20 protein-coding genes are annotated in these 25941 nt (G+C 68.7%); 12 read left to right on the forward strand and 8 right to left on the reverse strand.

All coding sequences use genetic code 11. The features are described from left to right. Nucleotides 1–16: 16 nt before the first annotated feature. Together SANBI_RS06985 and SANBI_RS06990 are read right to left on the reverse strand one after the other, a co-directional pair. On the reverse strand, nucleotides 17–646 hold the full coding sequence (locus tag SANBI_RS06985; protein WP_319160261.1) for a hypothetical protein: 630 nt from the start codon (nucleotides 644–646) through the stop codon (nucleotides 17–19). A gap of 74 nt (nucleotides 647–720) precedes the next feature. Beyond that, nucleotides 721–1263: an alternate-type signal peptide domain-containing protein gene (locus tag SANBI_RS06990; protein WP_319160263.1), complete on the reverse strand. Its 543-nt coding sequence runs from the start codon at nucleotides 1261–1263 to the stop codon at nucleotides 721–723. A 397-nt stretch (nucleotides 1264–1660) separates the two neighbouring features. Here SANBI_RS06990 and SANBI_RS06995 point away from each other — a divergent pair, with 397 nt between their 5' ends. The 8 genes from SANBI_RS06995 to SANBI_RS07030 all read left to right on the forward strand — a co-directional run bounded on the left by SANBI_RS06995 (nucleotide 1661) and on the right by SANBI_RS07030 (nucleotide 14805). Continuing rightward, a complete protein-coding gene (locus SANBI_RS06995) occupies nucleotides 1661–2605 on the forward strand; it encodes an endo-beta-N-acetylglucosaminidase H (protein ID WP_319160266.1) in 945 nt (314 codons plus the stop codon). Nucleotides 2606–2774: 169 nt separating this feature from the next. Next, complete coding sequence (locus SANBI_RS07000; RefSeq protein WP_319160268.1) at nucleotides 2775–6026, forward strand: GH92 family glycosyl hydrolase; 3252 nt, start codon at nucleotides 2775–2777, stop codon at nucleotides 6024–6026. 99 nt (nucleotides 6027–6125) lie between these two features. Beyond that, a complete protein-coding gene (locus SANBI_RS07005; protein WP_319160271.1) occupies nucleotides 6126–7280 on the forward strand; it encodes a DUF418 domain-containing protein in 1155 nt (384 codons plus the stop codon). A gap of 299 nt (nucleotides 7281–7579) precedes the next feature. Continuing rightward, nucleotides 7580–8116: a VanZ family protein gene (locus SANBI_RS07010; protein ID WP_056131821.1), complete on the forward strand. Its 537-nt coding sequence runs from the start codon at nucleotides 7580–7582 to the stop codon at nucleotides 8114–8116. A gap of 55 nt (nucleotides 8117–8171) precedes the next feature. After that, nucleotides 8172–8318: a hypothetical protein gene (locus SANBI_RS07015; protein ID WP_156382731.1), complete on the forward strand. Its 147-nt coding sequence runs from the start codon at nucleotides 8172–8174 to the stop codon at nucleotides 8316–8318. Between the two features lie 555 nt (nucleotides 8319–8873). Continuing rightward, nucleotides 8874–11822 (forward strand): DUF7507 domain-containing protein, encoded by a 2949-nt coding sequence (locus SANBI_RS07020; RefSeq protein WP_319160276.1) that lies wholly within the window; start codon nucleotides 8874–8876, stop codon nucleotides 11820–11822. Between the two features lie 834 nt (nucleotides 11823–12656). Continuing rightward, a complete protein-coding gene (locus SANBI_RS07025; RefSeq protein WP_056131831.1) occupies nucleotides 12657–13118 on the forward strand; it encodes an Lrp/AsnC family transcriptional regulator in 462 nt (153 codons plus the stop codon). A 997-nt stretch (nucleotides 13119–14115) separates the two neighbouring features. Then, entirely contained in the window at nucleotides 14116–14805 is a 690-nt protein-coding gene (locus SANBI_RS07030) for a DUF4145 domain-containing protein (protein ID WP_319160279.1), read from the forward strand. 215 nt (nucleotides 14806–15020) lie between these two features. Here the strand turns inward: SANBI_RS07030 and SANBI_RS07035 are convergent, their stop codons facing one another. The 6 genes from SANBI_RS07035 to SANBI_RS07060 form a co-directional block, all read right to left on the reverse strand. Then, nucleotides 15021–15254, reverse strand: coding sequence for a cold-shock protein (locus tag SANBI_RS07035; RefSeq protein WP_319160281.1), 234 nt, complete (start codon nucleotides 15252–15254; stop codon nucleotides 15021–15023). Between the two features lie 275 nt (nucleotides 15255–15529). Next, a complete protein-coding gene (locus SANBI_RS07040) occupies nucleotides 15530–16036 on the reverse strand; it encodes a DUF6301 family protein (RefSeq protein WP_319160283.1) in 507 nt (168 codons plus the stop codon). Nucleotides 16037–16096: 60 nt separating this feature from the next. After that, the gene (locus SANBI_RS07045; protein ID WP_319160285.1) at nucleotides 16097–17038 is read right to left on the reverse strand and encodes an ABC transporter substrate-binding protein; all 942 of its coding nucleotides are present in this window, start codon (nucleotides 17036–17038) and stop codon (nucleotides 16097–16099) included. A 116-nt stretch (nucleotides 17039–17154) separates the two neighbouring features. Next, on the reverse strand, nucleotides 17155–18144 hold the full coding sequence (locus SANBI_RS07050) for an alpha/beta hydrolase (protein WP_319160287.1): 990 nt from the start codon (nucleotides 18142–18144) through the stop codon (nucleotides 17155–17157). Next, entirely contained in the window at nucleotides 18137–19627 is a 1491-nt protein-coding gene (locus SANBI_RS07055) for an MFS transporter (protein WP_319160289.1), read from the reverse strand. Before SANBI_RS07055 ends, SANBI_RS07050 begins: the two co-directional genes overlap by 8 nt. A gap of 257 nt (nucleotides 19628–19884) precedes the next feature. Then, on the reverse strand, nucleotides 19885–20949 hold the full coding sequence (locus SANBI_RS07060; protein WP_319160291.1) for a LacI family DNA-binding transcriptional regulator: 1065 nt from the start codon (nucleotides 20947–20949) through the stop codon (nucleotides 19885–19887). A gap of 198 nt (nucleotides 20950–21147) precedes the next feature. On the opposite strand from SANBI_RS07060, the gene SANBI_RS07065 reads away from it, so the two are divergent. From SANBI_RS07065 to SANBI_RS07080, 4 genes are all read left to right on the forward strand, one after another. Continuing rightward, on the forward strand, nucleotides 21148–22422 hold the full coding sequence (locus SANBI_RS07065) for an extracellular solute-binding protein (protein WP_319160293.1): 1275 nt from the start codon (nucleotides 21148–21150) through the stop codon (nucleotides 22420–22422). Nucleotides 22423–22431: 9 nt separating this feature from the next. After that, on the forward strand, nucleotides 22432–23385 hold the full coding sequence (locus tag SANBI_RS07070) for a carbohydrate ABC transporter permease (protein WP_319160294.1): 954 nt from the start codon (nucleotides 22432–22434) through the stop codon (nucleotides 23383–23385). Beyond that, on the forward strand, nucleotides 23382–24305 hold the full coding sequence (locus tag SANBI_RS07075) for a carbohydrate ABC transporter permease (protein ID WP_319160296.1): 924 nt from the start codon (nucleotides 23382–23384) through the stop codon (nucleotides 24303–24305). The genes SANBI_RS07070 and SANBI_RS07075 overlap by 4 nt, the downstream gene beginning before the upstream one ends. Nucleotides 24306–24533: 228 nt before the next feature. After that, the gene (locus SANBI_RS07080) at nucleotides 24534–25826 is read left to right on the forward strand and encodes a glycoside hydrolase 5 family protein (protein ID WP_319160298.1); all 1293 of its coding nucleotides are present in this window, start codon (nucleotides 24534–24536) and stop codon (nucleotides 25824–25826) included. Nucleotides 25827–25941 lie beyond the last annotated feature (115 nt).

Here is a 25941-nt window from a genome sequence, read left to right on the forward strand (position 1 = left end):
GTGCGGGTCTCGGCGGTCATGGTGTCCTCTCGGGGGCTGCTGTGAATGTCAGGGTGAAGGCGGGGACGATCGTCGTGCCCTGCCGGGCGGCCGCGATCTGAGGAGAGAGGGCGACCTGTAGGCAGTGCGTGCTGTCACCTGACAGAGGCGCTCCGGGAACCTGCTGCGCCTGGCCCGTGAGCCTGACGCCGACGGTGCCGGCCGCGGGGCAGGTCCCCTGGTGGAGCCAGAAGGTCGCATCGCTCTGGCCTGCTGCTGCGCTGTCGAGCGCGGCTGAGAACTGGACAGGCACCGTGCCCGGATTGGTCAGGGTGATCGGGACGCCGACCACGTCTCCGGGGAGCATCGTCGCCCAGGTCTGGGCCCCGATGAGGACCGTCGTCTGGCCGGCGGGCGCCGACCCGGAGCCCGCTGCGATCGCCAGCCCCATGCTCCCGACCTCGATCGTCGCGTCGGGGATCTCGACGCTGTCGTTCCAGAGTGCGAGGGTGCCCGTGGCAGTCGACATGGTGAGGGCTGTCGCGACCACCGCGACCAGGGCTGCGGCGATCGACAGGTGCCGTCCGACGCGGACGCGCCGGTGTCCCCGGGCGGGCGTGCGATCTCTGCTCGACCCGCGAGGAGCGCGGCGAGGTGATGGGCTCATGGTGACTCCTTCGCCAGGTGGTGCAGACGGTCGCGGCGCCGGACGGCTCCTGCGAGGTGGTGCGGGGCTGCGTGCTAGGCCGACTCGACCTGGTTCAGGCGGAGCTGGAGTGCGGACAGCTCTGCGGTGGCACCCTGGGCGACCAGCTCGCTGACCGAGTCGGAGGGGAAGTCGACGGTGATCGTGATCGTCGCCTCGACCGGTGTGCCCGTGGTGGCGTCGGTGGGCGTCACGGTGAACACGTTCTCCTGCCCGGCGACCGCGGTCATGGCGCCGTTCTGGACAGCGTCGACGGTCATGGTCGTCGCGAGCGCGTCGACCAGCGCTGGTGTGCCGGTGATGGACGAGGGGTTGATCGACAGCTCCGAGGCGAGGTTGTCGCCCTGCGCCACGATCGAGACCTGCGTGGTGTAGGTGAAGGAGTCGCCCGGGACCCACTGGTCCGGGTCGTCGCTCCAGCTCCCGCCGGTGGCGTCGAGGGTCAGGGCCCCGGTGGTGATGTCGCCGCCAGCACCGACGTCCACGGCGTCGTTCCAGAGCGCGAGCGTCGAGCCGCCGCCGACGAGGAGTGCTGTCGCGACGCCTGTAGCGAGAGCGGCCTTGGTGAGCTTGTTCATGAGTCTTCTCCTGTGAGGTTCTTCTCGAGGTCGCAGATGGGCGCGACCGAGCCGAGAGCGTGCGCTGATGGGCGAGCTACCCGAGGTGAGTGCGAGCTGTGAGCTCGGGATCCGGACGAGCTGCTGTGAGCTGCGTCCGTAGAGGGGATGCCGGGTGGGCGTGGTGCCCGACTCCGGAGGGAGCGGACCGGGTTGATCACCCGGCAGTGCGTTGCTTCCTGATACGAACAGTACTGGATACGAAGAGTATCGGACAAGATCGGACATTGGTGATTCTCGTCATATCGAGGGGCGCTCGGCATGAGGTATTCGAGATGCTTGACTTACCCGGTTAAGTCAGTTCTTGTGGGAGCTGGTCGGCACACGGCCGACGACAGACGCTCAATGGGGAGTACCGATGTCACGACTACCGAATGACCACCACCGCTCACCACGTCCGCTGGCCACGGCCGCTGCTGTCGCCGCGGCGGCCCTGGCCCTGACCGGGGCAGGGATCGCGCCGGCCACGGCAGCGGGGGAGGGCGTGCCAGACCCAGGTCCGAGGCCGTCCGGCCCTGTCTCGATCGCCTATGTCGAGGTCAACTGCAACGACCTCGCGAACGTCGGCCGGTACGCGCTCGAGGACGGGGCACCAGTCTTCGACGTCGCGATCATCTTCGCGGCGAACATCAACTACGACGGCGAGAACGCCTACCTCCACCTCAACGAGCAGGTGCAGGCGACGCTCGACGGCGCCGCCACGCAGATCCGCCCGCTGCAGGAGAAGGGCATCAAGGTCACGCTCTCGCTGCTCGGCAACCACCAGGCTGCCGGGTTCGCCAACTTCCCGTCGCAGGCGGCAGCGGAGGCCTTCGCCGACCAGGTGGCCGACGTCGTCGAGACCTACGACCTCGACGGTGTCGACATCGACGACGAGTGGGTCGCCTACGGCACCGGGAGCACACCGCCGGCCAACCCGGACTCCGCGGTCTGGCTCGTCGACGCGCTCGGCGAGAAGCTCCCGGACGACAGCCTCATCACGCTGTACGACATCGGAGAGACGGCCGAGACCCTGCAGCAGGCTCCGGCTGCGACCCTCGACACTCTCGACTACATCTGGAACCCGTACTACGGCCAGTTCAACCCGCCGCAGCTCCCCGCGGTCGACAGGTCGAGGCTGGGCGCCGCTGCGGTCGACCTCAACCAGACACCCGTGACCCTCGCGGCCGACCTCGCAGCTCGGACCGTCAGCGAGGGCTTCGGTGTGTTCGTCACCTACGACCTCCGCGCCGGCGACCACAGCGCGTACGTGTCTGCGGTGACGCGCGAGCTCTACGGGCAGGACACCACCTACACCGGCTGACCTGATCTACGCCTCTGGCGCGCTGATCGCCGGTGCCCTCTCCTCGACGACTGCGGGGGAGAGGGCGCTCGCGCGTCTGCGAGGAAGGGGCGTCTGTGTGTCCGTGGCTCTACGCCGAGCAAGACACGCCACTTTGACTAATTCGGTTTAGTCGACCAACCTGACCAGGGTGAAGACACCGTCGCCGTCACTGTCCCGAGCCGTCCCCGCCGTCGCTCCCGCGGCCACCGCAGAGACCGACCCGACCCGGTGCTGGCGTGTAGACGCGCCGCCCGAGGGCGGCGAGATCGAGGTCAATGACCTGCTCGGAGCAGACGGCGTCACCGTCCGAGCCGGCGACGAGCTGGTCTACGACGTCCTGCCGGTGGCGGGCGACGACGACCGCTACGCTGCGACCGCTGTCGCTCTGGATCTGCGCTTCGACGACGGGACCCGCCTCTCCGACGGAGCCGACGGGATCCGCCTGCCTGACGGCCCCGTCGGAGCTCATTCCTCCGGCGGCACAGAAGAGACCCAGACGCGTGGCGGCACGCCGATCCCGCACGACCAGCACGGCACGCCCCTCGACCCCGCCGCCCAGGCCGCCGACAAGCGCCTCTGGGTCGACCAGTGGAACCGCCGCACGGTCGACCTCGGGCCCTGGGTCGGGCGGCGCATCGACGCCGTGCTCGCCGTCGTCGGCGCCACCTCCGAGGCGACCGCCGTCTTCGTCGGCGACGTCCGCGTCCGTCAGGCACCGCAACGTCCTGACGACCTCCTCGGCTGGGTCGACACCCGCCGCGGCACGCACTCCTCCGACAGGTTCTCGCGCGGGAACACTGCCCCTGTCGTCTCCGTGCCGCACGGCGGCGTCTTCGGCCTGCCGATGACCGATGCCTCGGCAGGGAACTGGCCGTACAGGTACCAGATGGCTGCACCCTCGATCCAGGCCTTCGCGACGAGCCACATCCCGAGCCCGTGGATCGGCGACCGCGGCGTCTTCCAGCTCATGCCCAGCGCCTCGGCGACCCCGCCGACCGAGCGCGACGCACGGGCGCTCAGCTTCGAGCGCGACGACGAGCACGCCGGGCCCGACCGCTACGAGGTCGAGCTCGACGGTGTCTCGGTCGTCCTCACCGCAGCCCGTCACGCCGTCGGGCTGCGCGTCCGCTCCCACAGCGACTCCCTCTCGCTCGTCGTCGACCACCTCGGCGAGGCCGCCGACGCCCGCTGGGTCGTCGAGGACGGGGCGTTGCACCTCGACGTCCTGCTCCGCGACGGTGGGGACCGCCCCGACCACCACGTCCACGCGGCAATCCCCGACGTCGTCAGTCACACCCTCACCCATGCCGACGGTGAGCTGCGCGGGTCCGTGACCCTCGCGGTGACCGAGGCCGACGTGATCGTCGGCGTCTCGACGGTCGGCGCCGACCAGGCCCGCGTCAACGCGACGACGGCCGGGACCGTCGACGGCATGCTCCGCGAGGCCGCGGCCGCGTGGCACCGCGCACTGTCAGCCGTCGAGGTGCACGATCCCGACCAGGTCTCGCCCGACGTCCTCCGCTCGCTCGCGGGGAGCCTCGGACGCGTGCTCACCTACCCCAACGCCTACGACGAGCCCGGGCCCGACGGGCCGCGCTACCGCAGCCCGGTCGACGGTGTGGTGCGCCCCGGGAGCTTCTCGGCGACGCACGGCTTCTGGGACACCTACCGCACCGCCTGGCCGCTGCTCGGGCTGCTCGCCCCGGACCGTGCCGGGGCGCTCGCCGACGGCTTCGTCCAGCACGTCGCGGACGCGGGATGGGTGGCCCGCTGGAGCGCGCCCGGTCCCGTCGACTGCATGACGGGCACGACGAGCGACACAGTCTTCGCCGGGCTCGCCGCTCAGGGTGTGCCGTTCCGCCTCGACGAGGCGTACCGCTCTGCGCTGCACCACGCGACCGTCCCGGCGTCGGACGCCCGGGTCGGTCGGAAGGGGCTGCGGCCCGGGATCTTCCGCGGCTACGTCGACACACGTGTGCACGAGGGCATGTCCTGGACCCTCGACAACGCGATCAACGACGCCTCGGCGGCGCGCCTGGCGCTCGCCCTGCTCGATCATGCGGACGGGCAGCCCGGTCCGTCTGCTCTGTCCACCACCGCCGTGTCGACCAAGATCGCCGCCGCCGACGTCACCGACACTGCCGCCGCGACCGCTCAGATCGACAGGCTGACCGCGGAGGCCGACTACCTCGCGCGCCGCGCCCTCGGCTACCGCTCCGTGTTCCACCGTGGTCTCGGATTCTTCCTCGGGCGTGACGAGGACGGCGGGTGGCGTGTGGCCGAGGCGGACTTCGACCCGGCCGAGTGGGGCAACGACTACACCGAGACCAACGCCTGGGGCACCGCCTTCACGGCGCCGCACGACGGCGCCGGCCTCGCCGAGCTGCACGGGGGAGAGGAGGCGCTCGGCGCTGCCCTCGACGCCTTCTTCGCGACGCCCGAGACCGCCGACCCGTCTCTCGTCGGGTCCTACGGGTTTGTCATCCACGAGATGTCCGAGGCGCGCGACGTCCGGATGGGGATGCTCGGGCTGTCCAACCAGCCGGCGCACCACATCCCGCTCACGTACTGCTTCGCGGGGCGTCACGACGACGCCCACCGGGTGGTCGTCGAGGCGCGCGACAGGTTGTTCGTCGGCTCCGAGATCGGCCAGGGCTACCCGGGGGACGAGGACAACGGGGAGATGTCCGCGTGGTACCTCTTCGCGGTGCTCGGGCTCTACCCGCTGGTCCCGGGGACCGGGGAGATGGTGCTCACCCCGCCGCTGCTGCCTCGCGTCACGCTCCACCCGCAGGGCCGCGAGCGCCCGCTCGAGATCACCGCGGAGAACGCCGGGGCGCCGTACGTCCGCGAGGTCCGCGTCGACGGGGAGGCGTGGGAGCGCGTCGCGGTGCCGGCGGACATCCTCGCCTCTGCACGGCACATCGCCTTCGTGCTGTCGGACGAGCCGACGGGCTGGGCGCGCGACAGCCGACCCACGTCGATCAGCACCGAGCTGGGCCTCCGCGAGCCGCTGCGCGACCTGCTCGTCGTCGAGGCGGGAGGTGTCACCGACGACCGTGGCGAGTCCGTCGTCGTCCTCGCTACGGGTGAGCACGTCGAGCTCACGCTCACCGAGCCCGCTGTGGTCTCGCTCTACACGGTGACGCTCGCGGGGGAGCCCGCTGGTCTCCCCGCCGTTCCCGACCCCGTCGACGCCGCCTGGCGGCTCGAGGGTGTCACGGCTGACCGCACTGTCGTGCCGCTCGACGTGCGCGAGGAGACCTTCGACCTCGCCTGCCAGACGCGTCCGTTCCGCACGCGGCCCGAAGAGGGCGGGGGAGAGGCAGTCGTCGCCGTGCGTCTCACCGCGCTCTCAGAGGTCGAGCTGTCACAGATCGAGGTCTTCGGCCCGGCCTGAGAGGCGGGCCCGGGCCCGGGTGCGGGTTCGCGGACGTGTCGCCTGCCTATCGAGAATCACAGACGTCCTGGCAACACACCTCACGATGGACTCGGGGGCATGAGCACATCTGTCACGCCACCTCTCCCTCAACCCGTCGACCTCTCGAAGAGACCTCGCATCGCCTCGCTCGACGTCATCCGTGGACTCGCCATCCTGGGCACGCTGGCCAGCAACATCTGGTTGTTCCAGGCCTTCTTCGGCGAGCGTGTCATCGACGTCCGGTGGGCCGATCTGCTCTCGTGGACGTCGGAGGGCAAGTTCCTCGGGCTGCTCACCATCATGTTCGGGATCGGTCTCGAGATCCAGCGGCAGGCGGCGTCGAGGCGTGGTCTCCGGTGGCCGGGCACCTATCTCGTCCGTGCCGGCCTGCTCTTCCTCGACGGAGTGCTGAACTACATCTTCGTCGTGCAGTTCGACGTCCTGCGCGTCTACGCCATCCTCGGGTTCGTCGTGGCCTTCGTCCTGCTGATGCCCGAGAAGCGCCAGTGGATCTTCATCGGCGTCGCACTCACGACACATGTCACGCTCATGCTCCTTCCCCTGGTCGTGACCGACTACCAAGGCACCCCAGGCATCGTCTTCCCGGGTGAGTTCTGGCTGGCGGAGGGGAGGCCGCCCTATTCCTACGAGGTCCACAACAACGCTCTGACGGTGCTGAGCGACCTGACGATCGGCAGCGACACCGGCTCCATCTTCACCCTGGGTCTCGTGTGCTTCACGCTGGGCGCCATGGTGTACCGCCACGGGATCCTCGACGCCCGAGGAGCACGGTTGCGTCGCTGGGTCGTGGTCGTGGGCTTCGGGGTCGGGATCCCGCTGGACCTCGCGTTCTTCCTCTCCCAGGAGACGTACGGCTTCGGCAGGTTCCTGGCTGCGCCGTTCACCGCCTTCGGGATCCTCACGCTCATGGCCGCGTTCTACCAGCGGCGCCCGATCGGTGTGGCCGGGCGACACCTGTCTCTCGTGGGCCGGATGGCACTGAGCTGCTACGTGCTCCAGAACGTCCTCGGCCGGGTGGCCCAGCGCTGGATCGGCAGCTCTCCTCTCTCTCCGATGCTCGACCCCTTGCTCGGCACGATCCTCATGTTCCTCGTGATCGGCGCACTGGTGATCCTCTTCGCCAAGGTCTGGCTGCGGTTCTTCCCGAGGGGACCGCTCGAGTACGTCTGGGACGTCAGCTTCCGGTTCCTCACCCGCCGTCGACCCCGCTGACCCGACCTCGCTGACTCGACCCCGGGGTCGGTGCCTGCGGACGGCTCGCCGTCCTCGGCATCCTTCGCGGTCCCCGGCCGACCACCAGCAGCGCGGCGTGTGGATCCTCGGTCCACCCTGGGGAGCACGGGGGCGGCACAGGGTCATGCCTGCGGTGGACCTCTTCCGGGGCGATCCGCTCTACGGTGTCGGAGGGGCCCCCGTGCAGGTCGCAGCGGTGCCCCGTGCCCACGCCGTGCCCGGGTGCCCGGTGCGCAGGTGGACACTGCCGTCTCTACCCGCGACTGGGAGCAGCTCAGATGTTTCATCAGGTTCCGGTGCTACCGGTCGTCGTCCCCGTCGCCGCTCTGGCCTTCGTGGTCTTGCTGTGGTCGCTGCACCGACGCGCGCGGCTCACCCCGCAGCGGGCAGCCGTCGCGCTGACGCTTTGCGTCTACCTGGCGGGGGTGCTCGCGAACACGGTGTTCCCGATCTTCCTCGGCAAGCCCTCCTCCGGCCAGCCGTGGGACGCGTACCTGAACCTGGTGCCGCTGGTCGGCTACGAGGTCGTCGACGCCGTGACGAACGTCGCGGTCTTCGTGCCGCTGGGGGTGCTGCTCCCGCTGTTCTTCGTGCGTGCGCCGTGGTGGCAGGTGCTGCTCCTGGGAGCGGGGCTGAGCCTGCTGATCGAGGTGTCGCAGTACGTGACGGCGAACCTCCTCGGAGGTGGGCACGTCGCTGACGTGAACGACCTGCTCTTCAACGTGGTGGGCACCGGGGTCGGCCTCGCGCTGCTCGAGGGCGTGAGGCGGATCCCTGGTGCTGCCCGCGTCGTCGACGGGTTCCGCTGGCGCTGAGCGCGGAGGGTGCCACGGAGCGACCACCTGTGGAGCACCAGGGGTCTTTCTCTCGATGGTCGACGGATTTCTTCAACTTGTCCTCCTGATCGGCCTCACCGTCACGGCGTTCGCCGGCCTGCGGGGCTCGCGCCTCGTCGCCGGTCGGGACGAGATCGGCGAGGTCCGCCCCGGCGCTCGAGCCACCGCCCAGCGCGAGTGACGTCAGGCTAGAACCTGACGCGGCCCCGCCAGGCCGCGAAGCTAGAAGGCCCGCCCCGTGCCAGGGGCGGGAGTTCTGCTGCTACTCCAGACGGGCGTGTTTCGTGCTGTTGCCTGACCCCTGGCGCCAATGGTTCGTTCGACGTGGCAGACGGGGCCGGTCGCTGGATTGGACCTACGTTTGGGCGCCGGCGCGACCACGCCACCGGATCGAGGTGCAGGCCCACAAAATCTCGACCTAACCGTATTTACGATCAAAAAGTTCCTGACATCTCTTTGTCGAGCGAGAATATTTCCCATACGTGAGCGGATCCCCGAGAATACAGGCCATAAACCTTGCTTTCGGGTCGGGATGAAGTGATGGCGATCACGCTCTTCTTGCCGTAGATTCCGTCTTGGAGAAGACCGTGCGGGGCCACGGCCTCGCGTCGACGTAGACGATATGAAAGGGCAGGTTATGACCATTTCTCGCAGCGGAGGGCTCGGGTTATTGCGACTCGACCGTCACTCCGTTCCGTTCCGTGCGTTGGTGCTCGGAGTAGTCCTAGGGTTAGTGATGGCGATGCTCAACGCCTTCGCTTTCTCGGTTCCCCGCGCTGAGGCAGTCCCGGCGGGCTCGGAGTACCCCGCGTCCTGGACGATCGCGGGGAACGTCGCGACGGGAACCACGCCGAGCGGTGTTGTCGTCACTGCCACCCTGACCGGACCGGTGACGTTCGCCGGTTCGGGAGGACTCGTCTTCGGCGGGCCGTCGCCAGCCTTCTTCCCGCCAACCACGACCGAAGCCCTGCAGTTCATCAACACGACCTGCACGAGTACGGCGCCGAGCGGCTGCGGCTCGATCACATACGCGTTCTCCGAGCCGGTGACCACGCCCGTCTTCTATACGGGTGACATCGGCTCGGGAGTGATCTCCGCCTCTAACCCCCCGACATTCTCGGAGTACCGGAACACCCCCCAGACCCTCACGTCCGGCGGTACCTTCAGCCTCGACACCCCCGGATCGCAGACCTCGAACGTCGCAATCACCAACGGAGGAACGACAGTAGGGATCATCAACCCCGCAGGTCGAGTGGGCACTGCCGCTTCGACCAATAGCTGCGATCCCGCCGGCTTCGGCTGCGGCACCTACGCCATCAGTACGCCCACGCCCACCGTGGAGAGCATCACCATCGGTTTCAGCAACGCCGGGGTGGGCGTTGAAGGGGATGCCTTCACCCAGGTTGTCGGGATCACGCCGCTCACTCCGAGCATCTCGATGACGAAGACCGTTTCTCCGCAGACCATCTCCGCGGCGGGCCAGGAGCTCGCGTACTCCTTCGCCGTCTCAAACACTGGCAACACAGCGCTGTCCGGAGTGTCCATCGCCGAGACAGCCTTCTCCGGCACCGGCGAGGTCGGCGCCATCGTCTGCGACGTCACGACGCTCGCCATCGGCGGCACGACGACGTGCTCCGCCACCTACACAGCAACGCAGGCCGACGTCGATGCAGGCACTATCAGCAACACCGCGACCGCTTCGGGTGACACCCCCGGGGGAGAGACAGTCACTAGTCCCGAGAGCTCTGCAGAAGTGACGGCTGCACCTGCGCCGGCGCTGACCGTCGTGAAGTCGGTCGACCCCGCTGGTCAGGACTCCTACGAGGTGGGCCAGGAGCTGACCTACTCGTTCTTGGTGACCAACTCGGGCAACGTGACGATGACTGACGTCACGGTCAACGAGGGTGAGTTCGATGGCACCGGCGAACTGGGAGCGATCACGCCTGCCTCGGTCGCCACTCTCGCGCCGGGTGACTCCACGACGTTCACCGCGACGTACACACTGACCCAGGCTGACGTCGATCGTGGGTCCACGACCAACACGGCAACGGCCACGGGCATCCCGCCCACCGGTCCGCCGGTCGAGTCGCCGCCTTCGACGGTCGAGATCCCCTCGATCGCCGCGCCGGCGCTGACTGTGGTGAAGTCGGTCGACCCCGCTGGTCAGGAGTCCTACGAGGTGGGCCAGGAGTTGACCTACTCGTTCTTGGTGACCAACTCGGGCAACGTGACGATGACTGACGTCACGGTCAACGAGGGTGAGTTCGATGGCACCGGCGAACTGGGAGCGATTACGCCTGCCTCGGTCGCTACTCTCGCGCCGGGTGACTCCACGACGTTCACCGCGACGTACACACTGACCCAGGCTGACGTCGATCGTGGGTCCACGACCAACACGGCAACGGCCACGGGCGTCCCGCCCACCGGTCCGCCGGTCGAGTCGCCGCCCTCGACGGTCGAGATCCCCTCGATCGCCGCGCCGGCATTGACAGTCGTGAAGTCCGCGGACCTCACGGAGATCACCGCCGCCGGCCAGGTCGTGAGGTACTCGTTCGTCGTCACGAACACCGGCAACGTCACCGTGACCGACGCGGCCCCCGTCGAGACGGAGTTCTCCGGCACTGGCGACCTGGGGGCCGTTACCCCTGAGTCAGCCACGCTGATCCCCGGCCAGTCGGCCACGTTCACCGCCGACTACGCCGTCACCCAGGCGGACGTCGATGGAGGCGTTCTGACGAACACGGCAACCGCTGGTGGCACACCGCCTCCGGGTACCGAGCTACCTCCGGTGCCGCCTTCGACGGTCGAGATCCCCTCGATCGCCGCGCCGGCGCTGACTGTGTTGAAGTCTGTCGACCCCGCTGGTCAGGAGTCCTACGAGGTGGGCCAGGAGCTGACCTACTCGTTCTTGGTGACCAACTCGGGCAACGTGACGATGACTGACGTCACGGTCAACGAGGGTGAGTTCGATGGCACCGGCGAGCTGGGAGCGATTACGCCTGCCTCGGTCGCTACTCTCGCGCCGGGTGACTCCACGACGTTCACCGCGACGTACACACTGACCCAGGCTGACGTCGATCGTGGGTCCACGACCAACACGGCAACGGCCACGGGCGTCCCGCCCACCGGTCCGCCGGTCGAGTCGCCGCCCTCGACGGTCGAGATCCCCTCGATCGCCGCGCCGGCGCTGACGATCGTGAAGACGGCCAATCAGACTGTCATCACACGAGTTGGCCAGACGATCACCTACTCCTTCCTCGTGACCAACACGGGCAACGTCACGGTGTCCGACGTCGACGTGGTCGAGGGAGCGTTCACTGGCAGTGGCCAGCTAGGTGCCGTCACGCCCGAGTCGGTCGCGACACTGCTGCCAGGAGCGTCGACGACGTTCACGGCAACATACGTAGTGACCCAGGCAGACCTTTCGATGGGTTCTCTGTCGAACACGGCAACCGCCACGGCCGTGCCTCCGGGTGGTAGTCCCGTGACGTCACCGCCATCAACGGTGCAGATCACTGTCAACGTTCCGGCGGCGCCCCCGTCTCCAGGGAACATGCCGCCGCTGGCGCAGACCGGCGCCGGGGTGGCAGGAGTGGTCGGGATCGGCGTAATTCTCGTGCTCGGCGGTGCAGGTCTGACTCTGGCCGCCCGGCGCAGGCGAGGTGATGAAATCACCGCTGGTTGATACCTGCGGGGAGCAGGTGGCGTGACCTGATCTGTCGTCTGCGGGCGGGTCATCCACAGGTGGCCACAGTGCGTTAGTCCAGCACTGTGGCCACCACTGCGCCCGTACGAAGAGCCTCGCCTCTTGGTCTGCGATCCGAGGGGCCATGGGATCCCATTCAACTGAATGCGGGTCCCGGGGCCGTGCGAGCACGGCCCCGAACACGGTTTGGTTCAGTGGCATCGAGCGTGTCTCATCTATCTCAGGCAGTTGACGCCGCCGCGTGCGGAGTGCGTCAAGGCCCTGAAATGGTCCGGTTCTTGACCTGGGCGCGTGCGAACTGCCGGCCGGCGACCTAGTCAGGGGTCTTCGATGCGATCGCCGTTGGCCAACGTCTGGGCTCGTCCCGTTGGGCCCACGCTGGCGAAGACCGATCAGCTCAGCTTTGTCAGCCGGGAAGCGCTGGCTACCGGCACGAACTCCAGCTGTCCGCTGCGTTCTGCTGCTCTACCGATGGGCGCCTCGCTCTGGCCGCGCTCTCGGTCATCCCGCTGTCGGGCCTCGGGATGACAGGTGGTCCCGCGCTCTACCCCGAAGGTGCGATTGGGCGCACTCTGTCGCGCTCGCACTAGCGCCGTTCAACGGGCGCGCACGCCGCGTCCCCTCAACGGTGGAACGGTTGCGCCCAACGCGGGGTGGCACCCATCCGCAACCGCCCCGGCTGCGAATATACCCATCCAGAATCTAGACTTCTACGAACGTAAGACATCGGGCAGCGTTCGCGTTGCGTGAGTAATCGCCCAACCAACCGTGGGACTTAAGAAGCTAGGTCCCACATCCGGAGGTAACCTCACAGTGGACGAGATCGACGCCAAAATCCTGAACGCCGTGCAGCGCGACCCCCGCATCACCCTTGCCGGCCTTGCCGCTCTCACCAAGTCCACCCTGTCGACATGCCACCGGAGGCTGCGCCGCCTCGAGGGGGCGGGCTACATCGCTGGCTACCGAGCCATCATCGATCCCGAGCGCGTCGGTCTCACGTTCCACGCCCTCGTCTTTGTATCTTTGGAGCCCGGGACTGTCGGCAGGTTTGAAGAGTTCGAACAGGCGGCCAGCCTTCTACCGGAGGTGATCGAGGTACTACGCCTCAGTGGACGTCCCGAGTACGTCTTGCGAGTCATGGCCAGCGATTCTGCCGGTTTTAACACCCTCTACGATGTCCAATTGTCCGATCTTCCACGAGTTGCGTCTCTACAGTTGGAGCTCATCCTTGGGGTCCCTGTACCAGCTCGAGCCATTGCGGTTTCCCCGCCTTGACCCCAACGCCGGCATGACGCCCCCTGGATCGCTTTCTTGTTCCCAGTATCGCGACAGGTCCACTGGCAAGGACGTGTCGCCTGGGTCCCCGCCGATCCGCTCGGGACCGCACTTTGAACGTTGTCCGGTCCGCTAGCGAACCTTATGCGTGGAGTGGCCCGTCCGCGCGTCGCGTCGCGTAGTTCGAGCCGGTCTACCCCTTGCCCGATAACTGCGGATCCTTCGCCTCAGACGTCGTTGTCAGAGGGGGCGACGTAGCTGTCTCGCGTGTGACGCGTAGCGCCCTTGACGGCGGTTTCTGTGGCGAAATGATCGGGCGGCGGGGGCCCCACAGACCATCCAGGCTGTGCACGGGTCGCGCTTACGTAGTCGCCGGCTGGTGTTGCTGGGGTGAGGGCGCGAGCGGTGTGCGGGCGGTCAGGTGGTCAGAGGGCACTCAGGTTGTCGAGAGATATCCGGGCCGGTGTCCGTGCCGGCCCTGACCTGCGGGGACCGTCCTTGCCCTTGGGTGGCTGCTGGACCGCCTTACGTGGGCTCGTGGGAGAGCCCACGGCGCGGCGCTGCTGGGCGGCCTGGTGTGGTGCGAGCTCGCGACCACAGGCGAACCGCAGACGATCGTTTACGGGAGAGGTCGCGGCTGGGCCAGCCTGAGCGCGACACTCCGGTCGCGGATGCGCCGAAACCCGCTCCCGAAACCTCGTCGACCCGAAACCCGGTACCAGCCGTTTCTGGTGGGCCCGGGGGAGGGGGCGTCGCCCCTCGCGCACCTGGGGACGGCCTGAGCTCCGTCGCTGCGCGGCTCCACCCGCCCACAGGGGCACGACGGCACCCAACGATGGGACGAGCTCGACTCAGGTTGCAGCAACGCCGCGATGCGAGATGGCCGCTCTCCTGGCGATGGGTGTTAGACCGCGCAAGTGAGGGGTTCGCCAGACGACTTCGGCGTGTCTTCGGCGGGCTGCTCTCTGCTCGCCGCCGAGTCGGCCAGGATCGACGCATGGCGACGATCATCTGCGGCTGGTGTGGCGACAAGAGCCATATGACTCCGGTAGGGAAACCCATCGTTCATCGGGTCCGGACCTACGGCCATGACGAGCGGTGGGTCGCGGATGCCGCGTACACCTGCGATGGCTGCGAGCGGATGAGCGTCGTCACGTGGACGACCAGTCATGACCTGAGTGATCGATGGCTCGAGGACTACGGGCACAACGGTGGACCGCAGGACTACGAGGATGCCCGATGGTCGCCGCCACCGGGCCACGATAGGTCCTTACCTGACGTGCCCGATGACATCGCTAGGGCAGCAGCAGAGGCTTGGCTCTGCCACGTCGTCGGGGCAACACGCGGAGCGTGTGCATTGGCACGCGCTGTAGTCGAGGCAACTGCGAAGAAGAAGCAGTTCACGAGTGGCAACCTCGTCGCGAAGATCGACGCCCTCGCTGGTGCCGGCCTGATCCGAGACGCAGTGCGGGGGCAGGCACACGAGATCCGATTCATCGGCAACGACGTGGCGCACGGTGACCTTGACCGTGATGTCTCGGAAGAGGAATCCTCGGAGGTTCTCGAGCTCATGGGCGAACTGCTCACCGAGGTGTTCCAAGCGCCCGCCCGTCGTGAACGGCTGCGCGCTGCTCGCGTGGCCCGCACTGCAGGTCCAGTCGCCGAGGACACCCCCTCCGAGGACTGAACCGGAAGCACTTCGCGGTTGGGCGGATCATGGCAGACGTGTGGGACATGCTCGCCGCACTCGGGACCTCGCATCGGCCAGGACGAGCAGGTGCGCGGCGCCGAAGGGGCGGGCTGCCCCCGCCGAGAGGCCCGGTCCCTCCCCTTGAGAGAAGGCGCCGGCCACGTGCGGTGCCTCGTGAGATCAGACCAGGTCGGCGGGTGCAACGACCGCGGTCAGAAACTGACGGGCTTGATGTGCACAGTCCGCCACTTGAAGCCGTCCTGATCCTCTACGGCTTCGTAGGTCGCTTCGACCTTCTGGCCTGCCTCGAGTGTCCGGTAACCGTCCATCTCGACATCTGAGTAGAAGCCCCATACTGCAGGACCGTCGTCGATCTGGAGATGACCGAAGCCGCCCTCGGCGTCCCAGGAAATCACGATGCCCTTGCCGTGCTCTAGGTTGTCCATCGTTCGCCTCTACTTGGTGATCTTGAAGGTCTAGCACATGGAGATCGACGCCGTGTACACCTTCTTCTCGATCACGACCGAGAAGGTCAGGCTGTCGTCGATCTTCATGGTCATCAATGCCTTGACGGCGTAGAGGGCCCCGTGCCAGCGGTATTCGCTCGGCTCAGAGCGGTGCGGGACCACGCTGCGGCGGCCCGAGAGGTACGTCTCTGCGCCCGTCCCGTCACTACCAAGGCTCCAAGTCTGTCGTCGCGGTCACAGTCGAATGGACGCCGTCAGTCAGTGCCACCGCCGGCGCCCAGCGTGAGGTCGGGGCCGATACCCAGGCGCTCCTCACCCCGCTCCACGTCGGCGAATCGCTGCGACTCCACGACGAGCAGCACCTTCTTCGGCACCGTCCTGAGCCAGATCCTGCCGCCGTTGGCCAGCTCCCAGTAGTGGTCTCCGTCCTGGGATCCGGACGGCTGACCACATCGCCCGCTCAGTGCTGACTGCAGCTCGTCTGCGGCATTCCGCAGCGCCCTCGAGTCATCGCTCTTGTCGGAGACCGCGATCGTGACCTGGGCAATTGCATCTAGTGCGACGAGCGAACGGACGGTCGGCAGATTCATGGAGTACCCAGAACGGTGCTGGACTCCGCTCGACGTCTCCAGCTTCAGCTGCCACCCGAGGCGCTCCGCGAGTGCCGCGAAGTCGTCGCGACCGAGCGGCCACGTCACCGACGCGAAGGCTTCGCAGATGGCATCGACCTGAGCGTCGGTGACTCTGGAGAGTGCGTTCATCTGATGAGCCTATGACTGTCTCCGCGTTGGCCTCAGCGATGATCTGCGGAGCGGGGCGAGTCAGTCGGTCGTCAGGGTGTCGAGCATGGCCTGGGCGGTCAGGACGTTCCCGAACAAGACGTTCTTCGACGGGATCTGCGAGTACGTCGCGTCCGGGGCCATGACGTGCAGCAGGTCTTCCACCTGCTGCGCGGCGGCCTCGGCGCCGTCGTCGACGAGGATGACGATGTCGTCGGCGACGAGCAGGTCGAGCCGCTCCATGCTCACGTCGACCGCCTGCGTACCGTCCTCGCCGAGGTCCTGAACCGCTGGCGCCTGGCGGCCGAGGTCGAGCGCGACCGACCACGGGAAGGATCCTTCCTGCGTCATGTACCGGAACCCGTCGGTCCGTACCCGGACGATCGACAGCGTGCCCGTGTCCTGGGGTGCGGTCGCTGCGGCCTCGGCGGCTCGCTCGTCGTACGCGGTGACGAGGTCGGCTGCAGCGTCCTCCCTGCCGAGGAAGCCGCCGATCTGAGTGAGGGTGTCCTTCCAGCTGGAGGGCGTGTACTCGACGGCGACGGTCGGGGCGATCTGGGAGACCTGCTCGTAGAGCTCCTCGGCCCCCTCGCTCTGCATGACGATGAGGTCGGGTTCGGCGGCAGCCAGCGCCTCGAGGTTGATGCCTCCGTCGGAGGTCCCGATGTCGGCGGGCTCTCCGTCGAGCTCCTCACGCACCACGGGCGCGTAGTCGCCAGTCAGTGGCGGCACGACGGCTGCGACAGGGTCGATGCCGAGTGCGACGACAGCCTCGAGCGTGCGGTCGCCGTCGAGGACCGCGACGCGGTCCGTGCTACCCACGTCAGTCTCGCCGAAGGCGTGTGTGATGGTCGTGGTCGCGGCAGTCCCAGACGACGGAGGGGGAGAGTCGGTCTCGGTGCTGCACGCGGCGACGAGGCCGACGGCCAGGGCCGCGAGGAGGGCTAGTGCGGGGCGTGGGCGTGGGATCGCCGTGAGGTCCATGTCCAGAAGGTTAGCCTGCCCTTACATCTGGTGGTGACGGCGGCCGAAGACATCTCTCACTCCCTGGGGTGCGAGCCCGCTCGTCCGATCCTCGGCCGCCGACGGGTACACCCTGCCTAGTCGAGCGCGGCGATCGGTGACGGCATCGCCAGCAGTCGTCGCGTCCAGTCGGCCAGCGCCGCTGTGGCGCTCTTCGAGACGGCCGCCTGCGGCACCATGCTGGTGAATCCGTGGAAGGCGCCCGGCCAGACGTGCAGCTCCGCGTCGACACCAGCAGCCCACATCGCGCTGGCGTACGAGACCGTCTCGTCGCGGAAGACCTCGGCGCTGCCGCAGTCGATGTAGGTGCGCGGCAGTCCTGAGAGGTCTGTCGCGCGGGCGGGTGCGGCGTACACGGACACGTCGTCGGTGGCGCGGCGCTCTCCGAGGTAGGCGTCCCAGCCGAAGCGGGTCATCTGCCGGTCCGCGACCCCGACCCCGTCGATCTGCTGGGTCGAGACTGTGGCGTCGCGGTCGTCGAGCATCGGTGACACGAGGATCTGAGCCATCAGCGCCGGGCCTCGACGGTCGCGCGCGAGGAGCGCGACGCCGGCGGCGAGCCCAGCGCCTGCGCTCTGACCCGCGACGACGATGCGCTCGGGGTCGATACCGAGCTCCTCGGCGTGCTCGGCCACCCACACGAGCCCGGCGTAGCAGTCCTCGACCGGGTAGGGGTCCGGGTGCTCGGGGGCGAGGCGGTAGTCGACGCTGACGAGCACGACGTCGTGCTCGAGGAGCCAGTCGTAGGAGTCCAGGTTGGACAGGTAGTGGCCGAACATCATCCCGCCCCCGTGGATGCCGTAGACGGCGGTCGTCGCACCGGTCCGGTCGGCGCGCTGGATGACAGCGAGCTGGATCGGGTCCCCGAGGTGTCCGGGGACCGTCACGGTCTGTCGTGCGTAGCCGTGGGACCGGAGGCGCTCGTCGAGGACCTCCTCGGTCACGTCGAGCTGGCGCATGTGCGGCAGCATCTCGGCGGTGAGCGTGAAGGGGCCACGTGCCTCGAGAGCGGTGAGGAAGGTGGCGAGCTCGGGGTCAAACGGGGGGCGGGCAATGGCGTCAGACATCGGAGGACTCCTGGGCGATCGGGGTGGACGAGGGGGTGGTGCGGCGCGCACGGACGGCGCCGAGACCGACGAGCGCGGCGGCGACGGCGGTGAGGGTGAGGCCGGCGACCGAGATCGCCGCCTGGAACGAGTGGGACTGGGCTGGGGTCCACGTCGTGGCGGTGATGCTGCCGCCGACGAGGGCGGCGAGGATCGTCCCGGTGGCGGCGATGCCGAACGCTGTCGCGAGCTCGCTGGCGGTGTCGACGAGCGCGGCCCCGACGGAGGTGCGGTCCGCTGGCAGGCCACGGAGGACGGTGGTGCCGGCGACGACACCGACCACGCGCATCCCGGCGGCGACGAGCACGAGCGCTGTCAGGACCCAGGGGTAGCCGAAGCGCCCGAGCGCCGCGAAGACGGCGAGGCCGGCGACGACCGCTGCGGCGCTCGTCCACGCTGCGCGGTCCAGACCCACCCGTCGCACGACCGGTCCGACGAACCGTCCGCTGGCGAGCAGGACCACGACCTGTGGCAGCGTCCCGACGGCGGCGAGGGCCGGTGACCACCCCCAGGCGAGCTGCAGCTGCAGGGTGACCATGTACGACAGCCCCGCCATGGCGAGCCCCGCAGCCGCCTTGTACGCGAGGCCGCTGGCGACCAGCGGCTGGGTGACGAGCCGCAGGTCGAGCAACGGCTGCCGTGCGGTGCGCTCCCGGACCACGAACCCGACTGCCGCGACGACGGTCGCGACCACGACGACCCAGGCGGTCCGGTCGGAGGTCGAGACGACGAAGAGGGTCGGTGCGACGAGCACTCCGACGATGGTCGCCGTGCCGAGGAGGGCGCCCGCGACGTCGACGGGGTCACGGTGCAGGTCGTCCGGTTGATCGGCGGAGATGCCGGCCCGGATGCCGAGGAAGGCGATCGCGGCGATCGGTGCGTTCGCGACGAGGAGCACCTGCCAGGGGGCCAGGGCGAGGACGAACCCGCCGACGGTCGGTCCGACCGCGAGCCCGACGAGCCCTGCGGTCGAGATGACCGTGAGCGCCCGGACGCGGAGGTCCTCGGTCGAGAACAGGCGGAAGGCCAGCGCCATCGATCCCGGCGTCGTCATCGCGGCAGCGACCCCCATGAGCCCGCGGACGACGACCAGCTGCTCGACGGAGGTGACGATCACGGTGAGCATGCTCGTGCACGCGAGCAGGGTCAGCCCCACGAGCATGACGCGGCGGCGGCCGACGCGGTCGGAGACCGCACCGAAGAGCAGCATGAGTCCGCCGAAGGCGACCGAGTACGCCCCCGACACCCACTGCAACGACCCTGTGGAGGCCGCGAGGTCGCGGCCGATCGTCGGGAGCGCGACGTTGAGGACCGAGTTGTCGAGCATCTCGAAGAGGAACACAGCGGAGAGACCGGACAGCGCGACCCACGCGTCTCGGAGGCGTGGAGGGGACGACGAGACTGTGGTTGTGGCGACGGTTCGCACGGGCACGGGCACGGGCACGGGCGCACTCCTTCGATGAAGAAGTGGCGACTCCGGTGAGACGCGTACGCGGTTCCGCTCGCCGGGGCGAGGCGGGTTTTTTCCCTCTGCGGCAGACGATAGCCCATCCGGGCTCAGATCTACCAGTACGCCCCCTGCCGCGACCTGCGGCGCTCTGCCCGACGCCGGTGTGCGGGTGCAGCAGCGGGATCGCGACGTGGGTGGTGAGGCATGTCGCTCGTCTCACAGGCGACGACGCAGGACGGGCCGGCGGCAGGTCACCCCTGCGCGTCGAGCGACGGCGCCGTGCTCTCCCGCACCGACAGCGTCGGCGTCATCCCCGCGACAGACCCGACCATCGCCTCGGACCCCGCAGCCGTGACCACCTGCATCAGCGTCCGCGCAGCGAGCTCCCCGAGCGCGTACGTGTCACGCGTCAGCGCCGTGATGGACGGCCGCACGAGCCGCATCGCGATCGAGTCGTCGAAGCTCGCGATCGACAGCTCGCGGGGGACCGTCACCCCCTCCTCCTGCGCGACGCGCAGCCCCGCGAGGGCCATGACGTCGTTGTCGTAGACGAGGGCGCTCGGGCGGTCGTCGCGGCGCAGCAGGTCGAGGGTCGCGGCGGCCGATTGCTCGGCCGAGTAGTCGGTCTCGACGGACACGGGCGTCCCGGCGTCGTAGCGCCCGACGCAGTCGTGGAAGGCTTGGCGGCGCAGCTCGGTGTGCTCGAGGTCGAGCGGACCCATGACGTACCCGACACGTCGGTGCCCGAGGGCGAACATCGCGTCGAAGAGGCGGGTGGCGACCTCGTGGTCGTCGACCCAGACGGTCGGGACCGTCGGGTCGAGGCTCGGGTGGCTGCCGATCTGCACGGCGGGGAGCCCGAGCTCCGCCACGAGGGCGACGCGCTCGTCGTCGCGCCTCGGGTCGATGAGGATGACGCCGTCGACCCGTTGGGTGGCCTGCCACGTGCGGTAGGCGTCGACCTCTTCGGCGAGGGACGCGACCACGAGGGTCTGCAGCCCGGTGTGCGTCGGGGCGAGGCCGGCCTGGATGCCGGCCATGAGCTCGGGGAAGAACGCCTCGGTGCCGAGGGTCCGGGCGGGACGGTTGAGGACCAGCCCGATGACGTCGGCCCGGGACCCGCCGAGGGCGAGCGCCGCGGAGCTGGGGCGGTAGTGGAGCTCGGCGGCGACCGCGAGCACCTGCTCGCGCAGCTCCTCGCTCACGCCGGGCCGCCCGTTGAGGGCGAAGGACACCGCCGCCTTGGAGACGCCGAGACGCACGGCGATGTCGCTGAGCGTCGCGCGGCGGCGCGGTGGCGTGACCCGGGGACTCATCATCGATCCTCACCTCAGTCGGCACTTAACCGGTTGACACGGCCTTGACTTACTCGGTTTAGTTGCCAAAGATACACCTCATCACCCGGCGTCACCGTGGTCGTCTACCCGGTGTCCCGACGGTCACCTCGGCCCATCACGGCGCGCTGCTCGACGACGAGCGCCGCCGGCCGGTCCCTCCAACGAAGGAGCAGCACCATGAGGATCTCCCGCACACCACTGGCTACAGGAGTCGGCGTCCTCGTCGCCTCAGCCCTGCTCGCAGGCTGCGGCGGCGGAGGGTCGTCGGGCGGATCCGACGCCGACGGAGAGGTCACCGGCTCGATCCGGTTCCAGACGTGGTCGCTCACGCCGACCTACAAGGAGTACCTCGACGGGGTCATCTCCGACTTCGAGGCGGCCAACCCGGGCACCTCGGTCGAGCTCGTCGACCAGCCGGGTGACGGCTACTCCGAGAAGGTCCTCTCGCAGGCCTCGACGAACACGCTCCCGGACGTGGTCAACCTCCCGCCGGACTTCGTGCTCCCGCTCGCCCAGCAGGACCTGCTGTACGACGTCAGCCAGAGCACCGACATGGACGCCACCTACGTCAATGGGTCGGTCGACGCGTTCCGCTTCACCGGCAAGGACGGGGTCTACGGCTACCCCTGGTACCTCGGCACGGACGTCAACTACTGGAACGCCGAGCAGCTCGACGCGTGCGGTCTCGACTCCTCGGCGCCGCCGGCCACCACGGACGAGCTGTTCGAGCAGGCCTCGACGATGGCCGAGAACTGCCCTGACAACTACCTCATCAGCCGTGTCCCCGGGGTCGGAGACTTCACGCTCGAGGGCATCGACATCCTCAACGAGGACGGCACCGAGTTCGTCTTCAACACCCCCGAGGCCGCCGCGATCATCGACCGCTACGCAGCGGCCTACGCCAACGGCGAGATGCCGCCGAGCGTGCTCAACGCCGACTACCTCGGCAACTCCCAGCTGTTCACGCAGGGGAAGGTCGCCTGGACGACCGGCGGAGCGACGTCGATCGACGACTTCCAGAAGGACAACCCGAGCCTCGAGGGCAACGTCGCGATGAGCAAGGCGCTCAACATCTCGCCGCTCTACGTGCAGGGTGTGAGCGTCTCGGCGAACAGCGAGAACCTCGCGACCGCCATCGCCTTCGGCGAGTTCGTCACCAACGCCGAGAACCAGACCGCCTTCGCCCGCGTGGCCAACGTCTTCCCGTCGACCCTCGGCTCCTCCGACGACCCGTACTTCACCGAGTCCGACGGCACGCCGTCGGGCGACGCCCGGGTGCTCGGCTTCGCCTCCCTCGAGACCGCCGAGGTGCTCACCCCGTACACGGTCAACGGTGCGATGAACGACTACCTGGCGCAGCAGATCGCCCTCGCGATCCGCGGCGACATCAGCGGTCAGGAGGCGCTCGACACCTCGGTCGAGAAGCTCAACGACCTCCTGGCCCGCCAGTAGGACCCGGCGATGACCGTCACCGACGTCTCCGCTCCCGCCGCGGGAGGACCGGTCTCCGGTCGTCCCCGGCGGGACACCGGGCCCACGCGCACCACGCGCCGGATCACCCCCTGGCTCTTCCTCGCCCCCGCGCTCGGGTGGCTCATGGTGTTCTCGATCTGGCCGTCGCTCAACACAGTCCGGATGGCCTTCACCAACGCGAAGCCTCTCGGCGGCACCGAGAAGTACGTCGGCTTCGAGAACTTCTCGCTGATCCTGCGCGACGACCAGGTCGTCAACGCGCTCGTCAACAGCGTGGTCTTCATGCTCGTCTGCCTGCCGCTGCTGACGGTCCTCCCGCTGCTCATCGCGCTGCTGGTCGAGAAGAAGATCCCAGGCATCACGTTCTTCAGGACGGCCTTCTACACGCCGGTCATCGCCTCGGCGGTGGTCGTGGCGCTCATCTGGACCTTCATGCTCGACGACCGCGGCCTCGTCAACGGGCTCGCGCAAGAGCTGTCGATCATCCAGGGTCCGCTGCCGTTCCTCACAGACCGGTGGCTCATCGTCCTCAGCGCGGTCAGCCTGACCGTCTGGAAGGGCCTCGGGTACTACATGATCATCTATCTGGCGGCCCTCGGGAACGTCGGGAAGGACCTCCACGAAGCGGCTGCGATGGACGGCGCCGGTGCGGTCCGACGCTTCTTCGCCGTCACGCTCCCTGCCGTGCGCGGCGCGATGCTCCTCATCGCCGTGCTGGTCTGCGTCGCCGCGCTGCGCGTGTTCAGCGAGGTGTTCATCATGACCGGTGGCACGGGCGGCGCAGGCGGTGAGGCCATGACCCTGGTCATGCTCATCCAGCAGTACTCGCGCGGGTTCACCGGCGACCTCGGCTATGCGAGCGCCTTGAGCATCCTCATGTTCTTCATCACGCTCGTCCCGCTGCTCCTGCTCGGCAAGCTCAACGGAAAGGGCAGCGAATGAGCCCCGTGACCGACCAGAAGGCACCCGCAGTCGTCCCACCCGCTCCAGTCCCGCCGGAGAAGAAGACCCGTCGCCGCCAGTCGAAGGTCTTCGGGTCGGTGACCCGGCGAGAGCTCGTGCTGCGCTACGTGCTGCTGATCTTCGTGCTGCTCATCTCGATCGGCCCCTTCCTCTGGCAGCTCTCGACCTCGCTCAAGAGCACCGGCGAAGACATCTACACGCGGATCCCGCAGCTGTGGCCGAGCGAGCCGACCCTCGACAACTACACCCGCGTCATGGACGCGATCCCGGTGCTGTCCTTCATCGGGAACTCGCTCTTCGTGGCCGCCCTGGCCGTCGCGGGCAACGTCGTCTTCTCGACGCTCGCTGGCTTCGCGCTCGCACGGTTGCGCTTCCGGGGTCGCAAGATCGCGCTCGGTCTGTTCCTCGCGACGCTGATCCTGCCCGGCGAGGCGACGATCATCGCCAACTTCGTGACCATCCGGAACCTCAACCTGGCCGACACGCTGCTCGGTGTCGCGCTCCCCGGGATGATCGCCGCGCTCAACGTGCTGCTCATGTACAACGCGTTCCGCCAGCTGCCCGGCGAGATCGACGAGGCCGCCGTCATCGACGGCGCCAATGCCCTCCAACGGTTCTGGAGCGTCTCCCTGCCGTCGGTGCGCGGGACCGTCGCCGTCATCGCGATCTTCAGCTTCATCGGTGCGTGGGACGACTTCCTCTGGCCGCTCATCGTCCTCACCAGCCCTGACCAGTTCACGCTGACCATCGGGCTGCAGTACCTCTCGGGGACCTTCGCCAACGACCAGCGGATGATCGCGGCGGGCTCGATGATCGCGTTCATCCCGATCGCCATCGTCTTCGCGACGCTGCAGCGGCACTTCTTCAAGGGCATCGAAGAGGGCGGCGTGAAGGGGTGAGGGCCCTCACCGCGACAGCGCCCGGCACTCGACCGGCCGCGCGCCTCCCCACCGACGCTCGTCCCACCGACACCCTCCGCACCGACGCCCTCCCGACCGAGGCCCTGCGTCCAGACACCCCCGGAGCACACCCATGAGACCTGTCCTGCCCACCCGGCGCCCGCCGTCCGCGCCCGGGCACCGTCAGACGCCAGGGCCCGCGGGCCGCCTCGACCGGAGGTCCGAGCGATGAGGTTCGGCGTCAACTACACCCCGCGCGTCGGCTGGTTCCACTCGTGGCTCGACCTCGACCTCGACGACGTACGCCGGGACTTCGAGCAGATCGCCGGGCTCGGTCTCGACCACGTGCGCATCTTCCCGCTGTGGGACCTCATCCAGCCGAACCGGGGCCTCATCCGCCCAGCCGGTCTCGCCGCTGTCGCCGACATGGTCGACGCCGCGGGGGAGGCCGGGCTCGACGTGAACGTCGACGCCCTGCAGGGTCACCTGTCGAGCTTCGACTTCCTGCCCGCGTGGCTGACCACCTGGCACGAGCGCAACATGTTCACCGATCCCGAGGCGCTCGCCGGCCAGGAGAGCTACGTCCGGGCGCTCGGCGAGGTGCTGCGCGGCAAGCCCAACCTCTTGGGGCTGACGCTCGGCAACGAGGTCAACCAGTTCGCCGCCCGGCCGCACCCCCGGCCGCACGAGATCGACGCGCCCCAGGCGCAGGCCTGGTTGGAGCGGCTGCTCGGCGCCGCGCGGGAGGTGACCGACGGGATCGTCACCCACGCCGCCTACGACGCGACCTGGTACGACGAGCGTCAGCCCTTCGTGCCCCAGCACGCCGCCGAGCTGGGCGACGAGACCGTCGTGCACTCGTGGGTGTTCAACGGCGCGGCCCAGCGGCACGGCGGGCTCGGGACCGGGTCGGTGCGGCACGCCGAGTACCTGGTGCAGCTCGCGGCTGCGTGGCACACGGACGCGCAGCGCCCGGTCTGGCTGCAAGAGGTCGGGGTCCCCACGACAGTCGTCGACCCTGACGACGCCGTGTCCTTCCTCGAGCAGACCGTCCGGAACGCCGCAGACGTGCCGGGGCTGTCGGGCATCACCTGGTGGTGCTCTCACGACGTCTCGCGCAGCATGCTCGACTTCCCGCCGGTCGAGTACGACCTCGGGCTGATCGACGAGCACGGACGTGTGAAGCCGACGGGTCACACCTTCGCCGAGCTCGCCCGCGAGCTGCGCGACGCCCCTGCCCCTGCACCGTCCGCGACAGGGTTGGTGCTCGACGACTCGGCGCCGTACAGGGCGTCGTGCGCCCCCGGCGGCAGCTTCTTCGACGCGTGGATGCACGCCGCCGACCGAGACGGCCGGGGACCGCAGGTCGTCCTGCAGTCCCGCGTGGACGACAGCGTGCTGCTGGACGAGCGCGGGGTGGCCCGTATCGAGAGGCCGGCCGGCGGACCTGACGCCTCGACCGAGACCGTCGGAGACGACTCTGCGCTCCTCGGGGGAGCGGCCGCGACGCTGTCGACCTGACCGGCGCGCGTCGCACGACCCGCACCCACTGGGCGAGGCTCGCGCCTGCTCCACCTCGACCGGATCTGATCACCTCGACCTCGTCTCTCCGACCTGCCCCACCTCACCCACCGCC

It is taken from the genome of Sanguibacter biliveldensis (genome assembly GCF_033798665.1).
Lineage (GTDB): Bacteria > Actinomycetota > Actinomycetes > Actinomycetales > Cellulomonadaceae > Sanguibacter > Sanguibacter inulinus.

What these genes read in the sequence shown, in the direction of transcription:
- SANBI_RS07020 (WP_319160276.1), top strand. Translation starts at nt 8,874, where the DNA reads ATGGCGATGCTCAACGCCTTCGCTTTCTCGGTTCCCCGCGCTGAGGCA.
- SANBI_RS07075 (WP_319160296.1), top strand. Translation starts at nt 23,382, where the DNA reads ATGAGCCCCGTGACCGACCAGAAGGCACCCGCAGTCGTCCCACCCGCT.
- SANBI_RS07040 (WP_319160283.1), bottom strand. Translation starts at nt 16,036, where the DNA reads ATGAACGCACTCTCCAGAGTCACCGACGCTCAGGTCGATGCCATCTGC.
- SANBI_RS07070 (WP_319160294.1), top strand. Translation starts at nt 22,432, where the DNA reads ATGACCGTCACCGACGTCTCCGCTCCCGCCGCGGGAGGACCGGTCTCC.
- SANBI_RS07010 (WP_056131821.1), top strand. Translation starts at nt 7,580, where the DNA reads ATGTTTCATCAGGTTCCGGTGCTACCGGTCGTCGTCCCCGTCGCCGCT.
- SANBI_RS07035 (WP_319160281.1), bottom strand. Translation starts at nt 15,254, where the DNA reads ATGGACAACCTAGAGCACGGCAAGGGCATCGTGATTTCCTGGGACGCC.
- SANBI_RS07005 (WP_319160271.1), top strand. Translation starts at nt 6,126, where the DNA reads ATGAGCACATCTGTCACGCCACCTCTCCCTCAACCCGTCGACCTCTCG.
- SANBI_RS07045 (WP_319160285.1), bottom strand. Translation starts at nt 17,038, where the DNA reads ATGGACCTCACGGCGATCCCACGCCCACGCCCCGCACTAGCCCTCCTC.
- SANBI_RS07080 (WP_319160298.1), top strand. Translation starts at nt 24,534, where the DNA reads ATGAGGTTCGGCGTCAACTACACCCCGCGCGTCGGCTGGTTCCACTCG.
- SANBI_RS07050 (WP_319160287.1), bottom strand. Translation starts at nt 18,144, where the DNA reads ATGTCTGACGCCATTGCCCGCCCCCCGTTTGACCCCGAGCTCGCCACC.
- SANBI_RS07060 (WP_319160291.1), bottom strand. Translation starts at nt 20,949, where the DNA reads ATGAGTCCCCGGGTCACGCCACCGCGCCGCCGCGCGACGCTCAGCGAC.
- SANBI_RS07015 (WP_156382731.1), top strand. Translation starts at nt 8,172, where the DNA reads ATGGTCGACGGATTTCTTCAACTTGTCCTCCTGATCGGCCTCACCGTC.
- SANBI_RS06990 (WP_319160263.1), bottom strand. Translation starts at nt 1,263, where the DNA reads ATGAACAAGCTCACCAAGGCCGCTCTCGCTACAGGCGTCGCGACAGCA.
- SANBI_RS07030 (WP_319160279.1), top strand. Translation starts at nt 14,116, where the DNA reads ATGGCGACGATCATCTGCGGCTGGTGTGGCGACAAGAGCCATATGACT.
- SANBI_RS06985 (WP_319160261.1), bottom strand. Translation starts at nt 646, where the DNA reads ATGAGCCCATCACCTCGCCGCGCTCCTCGCGGGTCGAGCAGAGATCGC.
- SANBI_RS07065 (WP_319160293.1), top strand. Translation starts at nt 21,148, where the DNA reads ATGAGGATCTCCCGCACACCACTGGCTACAGGAGTCGGCGTCCTCGTC.
- SANBI_RS06995 (WP_319160266.1), top strand. Translation starts at nt 1,661, where the DNA reads ATGTCACGACTACCGAATGACCACCACCGCTCACCACGTCCGCTGGCC.